General features: G+C 71.7%; 12 protein-coding genes and 1 pseudogene. 6 read left to right on the forward strand and 7 right to left on the reverse strand.

The genetic code is table 11. The features are described from left to right. Positions 1–81 precede the first annotated feature (81 nt). Positions 82–609, reverse strand: coding sequence for a gamma carbonic anhydrase family protein (locus AB0N16_RS38035; RefSeq protein ID WP_365804985.1), 528 nt, complete (start codon positions 607–609; stop codon positions 82–84). A 134-nt stretch (positions 610–743) separates the two neighbouring features. Between AB0N16_RS38035 and AB0N16_RS38040 the strand changes: the two genes are divergently transcribed. After that, positions 744–1,508 carry an acyltransferase gene (locus tag AB0N16_RS38040; RefSeq protein WP_365804987.1) on the forward strand — a complete coding sequence of 255 codons (765 nt, stop codon included), beginning with the start codon at positions 744–746 and terminating at the stop codon, positions 1,506–1,508. A 1-nt stretch (position 1,509) separates the two neighbouring features. On the opposite strand, the gene AB0N16_RS38045 is transcribed toward AB0N16_RS38040, so the two are convergent. Beyond that, positions 1,510–2,367 carry a DMT family transporter gene (locus tag AB0N16_RS38045; RefSeq protein WP_365804989.1) on the reverse strand — a complete coding sequence of 286 codons (858 nt, stop codon included), beginning with the start codon at positions 2,365–2,367 and terminating at the stop codon, positions 1,510–1,512. Between the two features lie 115 nt (positions 2,368–2,482). On the opposite strand from AB0N16_RS38045, the gene AB0N16_RS38050 reads away from it, so the two are divergent. Next, the gene (locus tag AB0N16_RS38050) at positions 2,483–3,055 is read left to right on the forward strand and encodes a helix-turn-helix domain-containing protein (protein ID WP_365804991.1); all 573 of its coding nucleotides are present in this window, start codon (positions 2,483–2,485) and stop codon (positions 3,053–3,055) included. A gap of 32 nt (positions 3,056–3,087) precedes the next feature. Continuing rightward, positions 3,088–3,642 (forward strand): YbaK/EbsC family protein, encoded by a 555-nt coding sequence (locus tag AB0N16_RS38055; protein WP_365804993.1) that lies wholly within the window; start codon positions 3,088–3,090, stop codon positions 3,640–3,642. Here AB0N16_RS38055 and AB0N16_RS38060 read toward each other — a convergent pair. Then, positions 3,639–4,622: pseudogene (locus AB0N16_RS38060) on the reverse strand (cation diffusion facilitator family transporter); the annotation flags it as partial. The gene AB0N16_RS38055 and the pseudogene AB0N16_RS38060 sit on opposite strands and share 4 nt — an antisense overlap. Before the next feature lie 529 nt (positions 4,623–5,151). Here AB0N16_RS38060 and AB0N16_RS38065 point away from each other — a divergent pair. Beyond that, entirely contained in the window at positions 5,152–5,577 is a 426-nt protein-coding gene (locus AB0N16_RS38065) for a metalloregulator ArsR/SmtB family transcription factor (protein WP_365804995.1), read from the forward strand. Here the strand turns inward: AB0N16_RS38065 and AB0N16_RS38070 are convergent. Beyond that, entirely contained in the window at positions 5,558–5,968 is a 411-nt protein-coding gene (locus AB0N16_RS38070; protein ID WP_365804997.1) for a helix-turn-helix domain-containing protein, read from the reverse strand. The two genes, AB0N16_RS38065 and AB0N16_RS38070, sit on opposite strands and share 20 nt — an antisense overlap. 103 nt (positions 5,969–6,071) lie before the next feature. Here AB0N16_RS38070 and AB0N16_RS38075 point away from each other — a divergent pair, with 103 nt between their 5' ends. Then, on the forward strand, positions 6,072–7,490 hold the full coding sequence (locus AB0N16_RS38075; RefSeq protein WP_365804999.1) for a DHA2 family efflux MFS transporter permease subunit: 1,419 nt from the start codon (positions 6,072–6,074) through the stop codon (positions 7,488–7,490). Between the two features lie 3 nt (positions 7,491–7,493). On the opposite strand, the gene AB0N16_RS38080 is transcribed toward AB0N16_RS38075, so the two are convergent. From AB0N16_RS38080 to AB0N16_RS38090, 3 genes are all read right to left on the reverse strand, one after another. After that, complete coding sequence (locus tag AB0N16_RS38080; RefSeq protein ID WP_365805001.1) at positions 7,494–8,717, reverse strand: 4-hydroxybenzoate 3-monooxygenase; 1,224 nt, start codon at positions 8,715–8,717, stop codon at positions 7,494–7,496. A 74-nt stretch (positions 8,718–8,791) separates the two neighbouring features. Further along, on the reverse strand, positions 8,792–10,429 hold the full coding sequence (locus AB0N16_RS38085; protein WP_365805003.1) for an APC family permease: 1,638 nt from the start codon (positions 10,427–10,429) through the stop codon (positions 8,792–8,794). A 406-nt stretch (positions 10,430–10,835) separates the two neighbouring features. Continuing rightward, complete coding sequence (locus tag AB0N16_RS38090) at positions 10,836–11,243, reverse strand: CoA-binding protein (RefSeq protein ID WP_365805005.1); 408 nt, start codon at positions 11,241–11,243, stop codon at positions 10,836–10,838. Between the two features lie 468 nt (positions 11,244–11,711). Here AB0N16_RS38090 and AB0N16_RS38095 point away from each other — a divergent pair, with 468 nt between their 5' ends. Next, a complete protein-coding gene (locus tag AB0N16_RS38095; protein WP_365805093.1) occupies positions 11,712–13,094 on the forward strand; it encodes an MFS transporter in 1,383 nt (460 codons plus the stop codon). Positions 13,095–13,309: the final 215 nt, after the last annotated feature.

A 13,309-nucleotide genomic window follows, 5' to 3' on the forward strand; every position in this document is an offset into this window, starting at 1 on the left:
GAAGGGGCGCGGGGCTGTGTCCATGTGCGGCTCCGCCGCGTGGGCGCGACCAGCCCCCACCCGCTGCACCCGCCGTCCCACCTATTCGTGCACCCCGCGATGCGCCTTCGCCAACTCCGCATAGAAGGTGCCGTTGAGCGTCACCCCCTGAAGCTCCTCCTCACTCAACTCCCGCCGCACCTTGGCCGGCACCCCGGCGACCAGCGACCCCGCCGGTACCACCATCCCCTGCGGCACCAACGCCTGCGCGGCGACCAGCGACCCCGCCCCGATCACGGCCCCGTTCAGCACCGTCGCCCCCATCCCGATGAGGCAGTCGTCCCCGACCGTCGCCCCGTGCACGACGGCGTTGTGCCCGATGGACACCCGCTCACCCACACTCACCGGAAACCCCGGATCGGCGTGCAGCGTCACGTTGTCCTGCACGTTCGCCTGCGCCCCCACGGTGATCTTCTCGACGTCCCCCCGCACCACCGCGCCGTACCAGACACTCGCCCCGGCCTTCAGCGTCACGTCCCCGATCACCGAGGCGGTCGGCGCCACGAACACGTCGTCCTCGATCTTCGGCTCGCGCCCGCCGATCCCCACGATCAGCGCCCTCCGCGTCATCACGGTCTCCCATCCCCATCGCCGTCGCCGTGGCCGTCGCCATCGACGTCCACGGCAACCTAGCTCACCGCCTGGGGCGAAGATCACAGCAGCCCACCCTCTTGTCGGCGGCCCCCTCCGCGTAGCGTGACCCCGTGCCGAAGCCCAAGAACACGTTCTCGTCCTGGTGCCGCCGCCTCGCCCAGCGCGCGGTGCACGCGGGCTGGGCCTGGGTGCAGCGCACGGGCTCCGTCACCGCCGACCACCCCGGCCGTTTCCGGTTCGGCGCGATCGGCGAGGCCACCCGCCTCGCCTTCCCGCTGGGCACGGTCTTCGGTGAACCGTGGATCCACCTCGGCTCGCACTGCATCGTCGGCGAACAGGTCACCCTCACCGCGGGCCTGATGCCCGACCTCGACCTCGGCCCGGACCCGATCCTGCGCATCGGCGACGGCGTGGTCCTCGGCCGTGGCAGCCATGTCATCGCCGACACCACCGTCACCATCGGCAGCGACTGCTACTTCGGCCCGTACGTCTACGTCACCTCCACCAACCACTCCTACGACGACCCGCACCAGCCCATCGGCAGGCAGTGGCCCCGCATGGAGTCCGTGGAGATCGGCCCGGGCTGCTGGATCGGCACCGGCGCGGTGATCCTGCCGGGCGCGCGGATCGGCCGGAACGTGGTGGTGGCCGCCGGCGCGGTGGTCCGGGGCACGGTGCCCGACCACGCCGTGGTGGCTGGCGCGCCCGCCCGGGTGGTCCGCCGCTGGACCCCCGAGACCGGCTGGCAGCCGCCGCTGCGCACGCCCGCGCCGGTGCCGATACCGGAGGGCATGACCCCGGAACAGCTGCGCGCCCTCGCGGAGCTGGACGAGGAGGGTGTGGCGCGGCTCGCCGCCCTCGAGAGCGAGAACTGACTCAGCCGGTGGCCAGCAGCAGCGTCCCCACCAGCGCCAGCCCCGCTCCCGCCGCCTGGACGGCCCGCAGCCGCTCACTGAGGAATCCGCGGGCCGCCAGCGCGGTGACCACCGGGTAGAGCGAGGCGAGCACCGCGGCGACGGTGACCGGGCCGTGCTGGGCGGCGACGGAGTACGTGCCATTGGCGGCGACGTCGGCGAGACCGACGAAGCCCAGTGCCGGGACCGTGGACCAGCCGAAGCCACCTTCGGGTAGCGCGGGCGCGCCCTGCCGCGCGGACAGCCACAGGGCCGCGCCACCCGTCGCGACGCTGGTCAGCCGCTGGACGAAGAGGGCGAGGAACAGTCCGGTGACGGTGGTGGACGCCTCCGTGATCAGTGCGAACACCGTGCCGAAGCCGCCCGCCGAGACCAGGGTGAGCAGGATCGTCCGGCGCTGGACGGGCGCGCCGCGCAGCTGCGGGCCACCCGCCAGGACGACCCCGGTGACGGCGACCGCGATCCCCGCGAACTGGAGCAGCCCCGGGCGCTCGCCGAGTACCAGCCCGACACCGACCGGGATCGCGACGCTCAGTGTGGCCAGCGGGGAGACCACGCCCATCGGGCCCAGGGCGAGGGCCTTGTAGAAGGAGAACAGCGCGACCGGCCCGACCAGGCCCGCCGCGAACGCGAACCAGAGGCGGGGCCCGGCCTCGCTCCAGCCACCGGTGGCGACCACGATCACGCCGAGGACCGCCGCCGCGATGCCCTGCGAGACGACGACCACGGTGAGCGCCGGCGCGCGTCGCGTGAGCAGTCCGCCGCCGAAGTCGGCCAGTCCCCACAGGAGACTGGTGGTCAGGGCGAAGAATGCTGTCACGGCCCGCCTCGCAGTACAGTTCGGTGAACGATCAGGTACACCCCACCGTAGTTCACTCAGTTGAACTCTGTCATCTAAAATAATGGACCGTGATGCTCTCCACGATGGACGGAACGTGTCGGACCTCGACCTGCTGACCCAGTCCCTGGCCCGCAACGTCAAGCACTGGCGCGCGGTGCGCGGCTTCACCCTCGACGTGCTCGCGGCCCGGGCCGGGGTCAGCCGCGGCATGCTCATCCAGATCGAGCAGGCCCGCACCAACCCGAGCATCGGCACGGTCGTCAAGATCGGCGACGCGCTCGGCATCAGCATCACCACACTGCTCGACTACGAGCAGGGCCCCAAGGTCCAGATCGTCCCCGTCGACAAGGCCGTACGGCTGTGGCACACCGACGCCGGCAGCTACAACCGGCTCCTGGCCGGCACCGAGGCGCCCGGCCCCCTGGAGATGTGGGACTGGCGTCTGATGCCGGGCGAGAGCAGCCCGTCGGAACCCCATCCGACCGGCACCGTGGAGATCGTCCATGTCACCGCCGGTGAACTGACCCTCACCGTGGACGGGGCCGAGTACCGCGTGCCGACGGGTGCCAGTGCCAGCTTCGAGGCGAACACGGCCCATGTGTACGGCAACACCGGGGACGTGCCGATGGAGATGATCATGACGGTCTCCGTCCCGCCCGTGCCCTGAACCGCCCGCGGCCGGGCTGTTAGCGTGCGGACATGCGCGCACCCATCGGAGACTTCGACACCGCCACTCCCGCCCCCGACTGCCTCGACGAGCTGACCGCCCCGGTCGCCGACGCCGTACGGCACTGGAGCGGCGCGGTCCCCGCCGAGCAGATCATCTACGTCGAGACCGACCCGCAGTGGGCGGACACCGCCGTCTTCGTCGAGCACTACGGGCGCGGCCTGCTGGAGCGGTCGGCCAACTGCGTGGTGGTGGCGGGCAAGCGCGGTGGCGAGACGACGCTGGCGGCCTGTCTGGCCCTGTCCACCACCAAGGTCGACGTCAACGGTGTCGTGCGCCGTCAACTCAGCGCCCGTAAGGCCTCGTTCGCCTCGATGGACACCGCGACCGGGGAGACCGGCATGGAGTACGGCGGCATCACCCCGATCGGACTCCCGCGCGACTGGCCCCTGTTGGTGGACTCGGCCGTCGTCGACCTGCCCTACGTCCTGGTCGGCAGCGGCCGCCGGCGCGGCAAACTCCTGGTCCCCGGCAAGGCGTTCGCCCAGCTGCCGGGCGCGGTCGTGCTGGAGGGCCTGGGCGTCTAGAGCACGGCGTGGTGGGCCAGCGCCAGGTGCGGGTCCTGCTCGCCGGGCGCCGGCGCCGGATCGGCGTGCACCAGCGCCGCCGTCAGCCTGGGTACGGCGTGCAGCAGCGCGTGTTCCGCCGCCACCGCGACCGCGTGCGCCTGCCGTACGGTCGCCTCGCCGTCGACCACGACCGCGACCTCGGCCCGCAGCCGGTGCCCGATCCACCGCAGCCGCAGCTCACCCACCGCCCGCACCCCCGGCACCTCGCGCAGCGCCCGCTCTGTGCGGTCCGTCAGCTCCGGGTCCACGGCGTCCATCACCCGCCGGAACACCTCCCTTGCCGCCTCCCGCAGCACCAGCACGATCGCCGCGGTGATCGCCAACCCCACCAGCGGGTCGGCGAGCTGCCAGCCCAGCGCCGCGCCACCGGCCCCCAACAGCACGGCCAGCGAGGCGAATCCGTCGGTACGGGCGTGCAGCCCATCGGCCACCAGCGCCGCCGAGCCGATCTCCCGGCCGACCCGGGTCCGGTACCGGGCCACCCACTCGTTCCCGGCGAACCCGACCAGCGCGGCCACCGCGACCGCCGGGAGGTGCGCGACCGGCCGCGGATCCAGCAGCCGTTCGACGGCGGTCCAGGCGGTGAAGGCGGCCGAGGCGGTGATCGTCAGCACGATGGCGATCCCCGCGAGATCCTCGCCCCGTCCGTAGCCGTAGGTGAAGCGGCGGTTCGCCACGCGTCGCCCGAGCACGAAGGCGATGCCGAGCGGTACGGCGGTGAGCGCGTCGGCGGCGTTGTGCACGGTGTCGCCGAGCAGGGCGACGGAGCCGGACAGGACCACGACGACCGCCTGCGCCAGTGCCGTCACCCCGAGCACGGCCAGCGAGACCCAGAGCGCGCGTATCCCGCGCGCCGAGGCTTCCAGAGCGGAGTCGAGCTTGTCGGCCGTCTCGTGGGAGTGGGGGGTGAGGAGGTGCCCGAGGCGGTGGCGGAGGCCGCCCGGCGAGGAGGGGGAGTGGGAGTGGCCGTGACCGCGCTCGCCATCAGGACCGTGCGCGTGGGCGTGCTCGTGACGATGCTGGACGTGGCCGTGCGGGTGGTGGGTGTGCGCTTGCTCGGGGTGGTGCGGGTGGTGGGTGTGCGCTTGTTCGGGGTGCGGGTGGGCGGTGTGTGCCTGTTCGGGGTGGTGCGGGTGGTGGGTGTGCGCTTGTTCGGGGTGCGGGTGGGCGGTGTGTGCCTGTTCGGGGTGGTGCGGGTGGGGGGTGTGCGCTTGCTCGGGGTGGTGCGGGTGGGGGGTGTGCGCTTGCTCGGGGTGGTGCGGGTGGGGGGTGTGCGCTTGCTCGGGGTGGTGCGGGTGGTGGGTGTGTGCCTGTTCGGGGTGGTGCGGGTGGTGGGTGTGCGGCTGCTCGGGGTGGTGCAGGTCGTCCGCGGGTGCGTGCTCGTGGTGGTGCCGGTCGCTCATGCGGCTCCCCTCTCCGGTGCGCGGGGCGTGGACATGCGACGCCCCCCGAGGCCATTATGTGCGTATGAGCGCACGCATGCACCTATCACCTGCGCAGCATGCGCACCCGCGCAGCCCGGGCGAGGAGCAGTTCGCGCTCGCCGCCGAACTCCTCGCCCTGCTCGGTGACCGCACCCGGCTGACCCTGCTGCACGCCCTCACGGCGGGAGAGGCCGACGTCACCACGCTCACCGAGGTCTGCGGTGCCGCGCGGCCCGCCGTCAGCCAGCATCTGGCCCGGCTCCGGCTCGCGGGCCTGGTGGGCACCCGCAAGGAGGGGCGCCGGGTGGTGTACTCGCTGCGCCACGGTCATCTGCGCCGGCTGGTCGACGAGGCGCTCAAGGTCGCCGACCACCGGCTCGCCGAGACCGCCACCGAATCTCCTGCCGGAACCTCGGCCGACGTCCCTGCCGAAGTCCCCACCGACGTCCCTACCGAAGAAGTGCGTTGAGCTTCTCCAGCAGGGCGAGCACCTCGGCCGGGTCGCTGGTCGCCGCCGTCAGCGCCGGGCCCAGGGGTGCTTCCCGTACCGCTTGCATGCGGCCGGAGGGCCGGACGGCCGCGCTCAGCAGCGTACGGCGGCCGTCGCGCGGGTCGGGTTCGGCCGTGGCCGCCTCGACGGCGCGCAACCGGGCGACGGCGTTGGAGACCTGACTCTGTGCCAGGCCGGTGCGGTTGGCGATCTCGGTGACCGTGGTCCGGGGGTGGTCCCGCAGATCGGCGGCCACGATCAGCACCGTGCCCGTGCCGGTGGGGTGCTCGCCGATGCCGTCGGTGGGGATGGCGGACTCGGCGAGCTTCTGGAGGCGGTGGCCCAGCAGGTAGAGGTCGATGACGTTCACGCCCCTCAGGTTACATCTGTCGTAGATGTATCTCTCATGAATGCATCGCGAGGAGATGCATCTTATCTTGATGCATCTCCATCGGATGGATATGCTTCTGGGTATGCCGAAGACGACGAAGCTCCGTGGCAACCCCTGGGCCGTGCTGGTCACCCTCTCCCTCGGGTTCTTCATGACCCTGCTCGACATGACGATCGTCAACATCGCGATCCCGGACGTGATGAGCGACCTGCACACCGGGCTCGACCAGGTGATGTGGACCGTGAGCGGCTACACCCTGGTCCTGGCCGCCTTGCTGGTGACGGCCGCGCGGCTCGGTGACATGAAGGGCCAGCGGACGCTGTTCGCGACCGGGGTCGCGGTGTTCACCGCGGCCAGCGTGGTGTGCGGGCTGGCCGGCGGGGCCGAACTCCTCGTCGCCGCACGGCTCGTGCAGGGGCTGGGGGCGGCGCTGCTCACCCCGCAGACCATGGCGCTGGTCATGGCCGTCTTCCCGGCCGAGCGACGCGGTACCGCGCTCGGCGTCTGGGGTTCGGTCGCCGGGGTGGCGACGCTGTCCGGGCCGACCCTCGGCGGGCTCCTGGTCAGCACGGTCGGCTGGCGCTGGGTGTTCTTCGTCAACGTGCCGATCGGGCTGCTGGTCCTCGTCCTGACCTTCCTGCTCGTCCCCGACCTGCGCACCGGCCGCGCCCACCGGCTCGACCTGTCCGGCGTCCTGCTCTCCACCGCCGCGCTGACCTGCGTGACCTTCGCCCTGGTGGAGGGCGACCGGTACTCCTGGAACGCCGGGATCCTGGCGCTCGGCGCCGCCGGACTGGTCCTGGCCGCCCTGTTCCTGCGCCAGCAGTCACGGCGTCAGGAGAGCGAACCGCTCGTCCCGTTCCGGCTGTTCGCCGACCGCGGCTTCACCGTGATGACCGCGCTGGTCGGAGCGATCGGTGCCGCCCTGATCGCCGCCGTGCTGCCGCTCGGCCTCTACTTCCAGCAGCAGCTCGGCTTCAGCGCGGTGCACGCCGGACTTGCCCTCGCTCCCTCGCCGCTGGTCTCCCTCCTGGTCTCCCCACTCGCCGGACGCCTCAGCGACCTCCCCCACTCTCGGCTTCGCTCGAGCGGGGGGACCCCCACGGGCGGCCGCCGGGTGCTGCTGGCCGGGCTGGTGTCCTTCTGCGCGGGGCTGCTCGCGGTGATCCTGCTCGCGCAGGGCTCGGCGTCGGCGCTGGACTTCACCGTGCCGCTGATGTTCATGGGGCTCGGCACCGGCTGCATGATCGCACCGCTCTCCGCCGAGGCGCTGCGGCACGTCCCCGCACCTCTGGCCGGAGCGGCCTCCGGAGTCAACAACACCGTCCGGCAACTGGGTTCGGTGCTCGGCTCGGCCGCCGCCACCGCGCTGATGGCCGCGGGTGCCACACCGCTGGCCGGTATCCACCTGGCCATGGCCCTCGCGGTCGTCCTGCTCGCCCTCGCCGGTACGGCACTCTTCGTGACCCGCCCGAGACAGCGGGCGGCGCTCCCCGCGTAGCGTTCAGAAGGCGGTGGCCGAGCCGAGGTACTGCTCGGCGAAGGCCGTCGCCGCCGCGCGTGAGGTGAACAGTCTGCGCAGCCGGGCCAGCGTGGTGCCCGCGAGGAACGGGTCGCCGGACGCGGTGCCGTGGTAGATGCCGGACAGGAACCCGGAGAACTCCTGGTAGTCCCAGACCCGGCGCAGACAGGCGTGGGAGTAGCCGTCCAGGCCGGAGTCGTCGCCCTTGGTGACGTGCGCGGCGATCGCGTCGCCCAGCAGGAAGGCGTCGTGCAGGGCGAGGTTCATGCCCTTCGCGGCGATCGGCGCGGTCAGGTGCCCGGCGTCGCCGGCCAGGAAGAGGCGGCCGAACACCAGGGGTTCGACCACGTAGTTGTGCATGTCCAGCACGCGCTTCTCGACCAGCCGCCCCTCGTTGAGCGGCGGCGCCCCGGCCGCGCCGAGCCGTTCGCGCAGTTCGGCCCAGACCCGCTCGTGCGACCAGCCCTCCGGATCGTCGCCCGGCGGGCACTGCAGGTAGTAGCGGGTGACCTCGGGGCTGCGCGCCATGTGCCCGGCGAAACCGTTCGGATGGACGCCGAACAGCACACAGTCCGAGGACGGCGGCGCCTCGGCGAGCAGCGCCAGCCAGCCGATGCCGTAGTCCTGCCGGGAGATCCGCACCTGCCCGTCCGGTATCGCGTCCCGGGTCACCCCGCGCGCTCCGTCGCAGCCCGCGACGAACTCGCAGCGCAGGACGTGCCGTTGGCCGGTCCCGGGGTCGACATACGACACGGCGGGCCGGTCGGACTCCAGGTCGTGCAGCATGACGTCCCGCACCCCGAACCTGATGTCCCCGTCACGGACGTCGGCGTACTCCCGCACCAGGTCCATCACCAGCAACGGCTGCGGATAGACGTAGTGGTGATGGCCTGTCAACTCGCCGTAGTCGAACCGGAAACGCTCACCGCCGAACCGGAACTCGCACTCGCTGTGCGTCTGCGCCCGGGCCAGCAGGGTGTCGGCCAGGCCGCGCTGCCGCAGGCCGCGGACCGCCCATTCCTCGATGACCCCGGCCCGGGGCCGGGTCTCGATGAACTGCCTGCTCTCGGTCTCCAGGACCACGCAGTCGACGGCGGCGGCCCGCAGGATGTTCCCGACGGCCAGCCCGGCGGGTCCGGCGCCGACGATGACGACCGTACGGCGTTCTTCGGAGCGGAGGTTGGCGTGGGGGGAGGGGTGAGTCACTGCCACATTATGACGGTGTCCCGTCAGCCAGGGCAGGGCGGCCATGGCTGACGGGACACGGGAGTCGGGGCGGGTCAGTGCGCCGGGGCGTCGGTGACCACGACCTCGTCGATGCTGCGCTCGATGTCCGCCGTCGTGGACGAAGTCGCCTTTGCCCAGTAGTAGATGACCACCGAGAAGACGGCGATGACCGCGATGTCCCACCACAGCGGGATGTTCCCCTGGCCGCCGAAGCCGCCCTGCCAGGAGATCAGGCCCATGCCCACCAGGTAGACGGGCAGCCACTGGGCGGCCTTGAAGTCCAGCCGGGGAGCGTCCGGCAGGTTCTTGCCGTGCGCGTAGAAGGCGTAGCCGCCGAGCAGCAGGTAGCCGAGCACGATCGCGAGACCGAGCCGCCACAGGGTGCCCCAGCCGGACCAGTAGATGATCAGGTTGGCGACCACGAACGCCACCGGCGAGAGCAGCTTGCCGCCGGCCAGCCGGTACGGGCGCTCATGACCCGGCAGCTTGTCCGCGAAGACGCCGTACGCCAGCGGAGCGCCCGCGTACATCAGCACGCTCGCGGAGGTGATGAAGCCGACCAGCTGGTGCCAGCTCGGGAACGGCAGGAAGCAGATCACCCCGGTCACGAAGGACATGACGAGGCCGAACCACGGCACACCGCGCGCGTCGGTCTTCGTGAAGATCTTCGGAGCGTAGCCGTTCTTCGCCAGACCGTAGGAGACCCGTGAGGTGGCGGTGGTGTAGATCAGGCCGGTGCCGCCGGGGGAGACGATCGCGTCCAGATAGAGGACCACGGCCAGCCAGCCGAGGCCCACCACGGTGGCGAGGCCGGCCCACGGGCCGCTGTCGCCCTTGTAGTGCAAGCCACCCCAGCCGTGGGCGAAGGACGCGTGCGGAAGCGCGGCGATGAACACCACCTGGAGCAGGACGTAGATGACGGCACCGATCGCGACCGAGCCGAGCGTGGCGCGCGGCAGGTCCCGCTTCGGGTTGCGGCTCTCACCCGCCAGCTGGATGGCCTGCTCGAAGCCGAGCAGCGCGAAGATGATGCCGCTGGTGCTGATCGCGGCGAGCACACCCTTGGCGCCGAAGGGGGCGAAGCCCTCCGAGTGGAAGTTGGCCGGGTGGAAGTTGCTGAGGGCGACGATGAAGATCGCGGCCAGGGGCACTGCGATCTTCCACCAGGTCGCGGCGCTGTTGGTGTGCGCCAGCACCCGGACGCCGAAGAAGTTGACGCCGACGAAGAGCGCCATGAGGACGATCGCCACCAGCAGACCGCTGGCCGTCAGGGTCTTGTCGGCGTGCTGGAAGTGCTGGGCCCACTTCCAGTGGCCGGCGTAGCCGATCATGGCCTCGACCTCGATGGGCGCCACGGTCGCGGCCTGGAGCCAGGAGAACCAGCCGAACGACATGCCGGCCAGGCCGCCGAACGCGTAGTGGGGGTAGCGGGCCGTACCGCCCGCCACCGGGAACATGCCGCCGAGCTCGGCGTGGACCAGAGCCAGCAGCACGATCGCGACCGCGCCGATCACCCACGAGATGATCGCCGAGGGACCCGCCTGCATGACCGCGTCGTGCGCGCCGTACAGCCAGCCGGAGCCGATGATCGACCCCACCGAGGCCCACATCAGGCCGATCAGCCCGACGTCCCGCCTCAGGCCGCCCGAAGGTGTCATGTCCTCCGTCGCGGCTTTCTCGACACTCACCATGTCAAGTGGCCTCTCAGTTTCTGAACGCAGATTTAACGAGCAAGAGGCCACAAGTTAAGGGTGCGTGCCGCACCGACTGAAGAGTGTTGCCCAAAATTTGACCCTTGAGCGTTCTGTCTTGGCCAAAGCTTTTGCACAGGTCAGAGAGGGTCACGGAATGTCGGTATTCAGTTGGGAAACGTGAGAAGAGGGTAAGACAGGCCTGGTTCAGGCGGGGAATTGCGATGGCCGGGCCGTAGCCCATGACCATGTTCGGACCGGCGGGCCCGCACCCGCTCGTACGCCGCCTCGTCCGCGACCGCACCGGCCGACTCGCTGTTGACGAAGACGTCCACGATGTCGACCGGGACGGTGTCCGCGGGTGCGTTTCTGTGTCGGGTGGAGGTGACCCGGTGGGCCGGGTCGGTCAGCCGAGCCGCGGGATCTCGATGGCGGGGCACCGGTCCATGACCATGTGGAGGCCGGCGTCGCGGGTGCGGTCGTACGCGGCCTCGTCGATCACGCCGAGCTGGAACCAGACGGCCTTGGCGCCGATGGCGACCGCCTCGTCGGCCACGACGCCGGCGAGGTCGCTGTTGACGAACACGTCGACCACGTCGACTTCGAAGGGGATCGCGTCCAGCGAGGGGTACCCGACCTCGCCGTGGACCGTCTCCGCCTTCGGGTGGACGGGCACCACGCGCTTGCCGAAGCGCTGGAGGACTGCGGCCACGCCGTATGCCGGACGCCGCTGGTTCGTGGACAGGCCGACGACCGCCCAGGTGTCGCCCAGCTCGGTGAGGATCTTGCGGACCGTGTCTGCGTCGCCGAACATGCCCGGGCTCCTTGAGGTTGATACCAAGAGTGTTGTCCGTGGCAACGACGAGTCCCCTCGGGCGATTCCGCCGGGTCGCGGCCGGAGGCCGGGTCTGCTCCGGCCGTGACGCCAGGGGCGCCGCAGCACCGGGTCGTTGCCTCGGTCCGGCAGTGCGTCCAGCCGCTCCGGTTCCTCTGCCCGCCGGCGAACGGCATGTTCGGGGTGGACGGTTGCGCCGGCGCCGAGGAAACGGCCGGGGCGGACGGCGGCGTCTCGTCGGCGCGCAGGATCCGGCCGTACAGCTCCCGCGACCCGGGGACAGGGCGCGCGGCACCAGAGGTCGAGGTGCGGGACCACGGGCTGGCGCCGGACGATCACACAGTCCCGCACATATGTCACTTATGGTGGCTTTTGGTGTCGTGTCTCGGCGGATGGGACGGAGTTGGGGCCGTGGCGTTCACGGAGTCGGCCGACGGTGGTGAGCCGATGTCCTCCTCCGAGTCGCCCCCGGAGCCCGAGCGACGGTCCTGGGTGCCGCTGCTGGCGGTGTGCACCGGGTACTTCATGGTGATCCTGGATGTGACGGCCATCAACGTCGCCGTGCCGGTGATCGGCCGGGAACTGTCGGCCTCGCTCACCGGCATCCAGTGGATCACCGATGGCTACACCCTCGTCTTCGCCGGGTTCCTGCTGACCGGTGGCGCGCTGGGTGACCGGCTGGGCAACCGTCGGGTCTTCTGCTCCGGCGTGGCGGTGTTCACCCTGTCCTCGGCCGGGTGCGCGCTCGCGCCGAGCGCCCCTTTCCTGGTTGCGGCCCGGCTCGTGGAGGGGCTCGGTGCGGCCCTGATCGTGCCCGGTTCCCTGGCCCTGCTCCAGCAGGCCTATCCGGCACCGGCCGCACGCTCGCGGGCCTTCGGACTGTGGGGTTCGATGGCGGGCGTCGCGGCCGCCGCCGGCCCGCTGCTGGGCGGGCTGCTCGTCTCCACGGTGGGCTGGCGCTGGGTGTTCCTCATCAACCTGCCCGTCGGTGTGGCCTGCCTGGTGCTGACGCTGCGGCATGTGGCACGCTCGCCCCGGCGCGCCGCCCGGCCCCTGGACTGGCCGGCCCAATGCGCGGTGGTGGCGGCGGTGGCGCTGCTGACCGCGGCGCTCAACGAGGCCGGACGGCGGGGCTGGTCCGATCCGGCTGTGCTCGCCGGGCTGGGCCTGGCCGTGCTGGCCGCCGCGGCGTTCGCGGTGCGCGAGCGGCTGGCCCGCTCTCCCGTCCTTCCGCCGAGCCTGCTGTGCTCTCGGGCGATGAGCGGTGGAGCCGTCATCGGCCTCCTGTTCAACTTCGGCTTCTACGGCATGGTGTTCACCGCCAGCCTGGAATTCCAGCACCAGCGCGGCTTCAGCGCCCTCGGCACCGGGCTGGCGCTGTTCCCGGCGGTGGCGATGACCATGTTCGCCTCCGTCCTCTCCGGGCGGCTGAGCCGCCGCACCGGCGATCGTCCCCTGGTGGTCTCCGGCATGCTCCTGGCCGCCCTGGGGCTGGCGGGCTGGGCCGCGGCGGGAGCCGACCCCGCCTACCCGCTGCTGGTGGCCCCGATGATGGCCGCGGGATTCGGTACCTCCTTCGCCCTCACCGGTTCGACCGCCACCGTGATGGGTGCCGCGCCTTCGGCGTACTCGGGTGCCGCCTCCGCCCTGTTCAACACCACCCGCCAGATCGGCAGCGCCACCGGCGTCGCGCTCGGCGGCAGCCTGCTCGCCACGGCCACCGACTACAACACGGGGCTGCGCACCAGCATGGCCGTCGGCGCGCTCGCCTACCTGACCGCCGCGGCCCTCGCGTGGCTGCGCGTGCCGGCGGCACCGAAAAAGACCTGACCTCCTTCCAGTGGCCGAGCGCCCGGTCGGCGAGAGGGTCGGCACGGTCGCCCTGGACGGAGGTGCACGGAAGTCGGCCGGCACGCTGTGGTGAAAGCCGGGAGCGCCCGCCGCTTCTGGAGGCGCCGCGCAGCCCGAGATCGCGTCCCTGCCCGCCTGCCCGCCTGCCCGCCTGCCCGCCTGCCCGCCTGCACCCGCCTCCCCGCCTGCTCGCG

It is taken from the genome of Streptomyces sp. NPDC051105 (assembly GCF_040682795.1).
Lineage (GTDB): Bacteria > Actinomycetota > Actinomycetes > Streptomycetales > Streptomycetaceae > Streptomyces.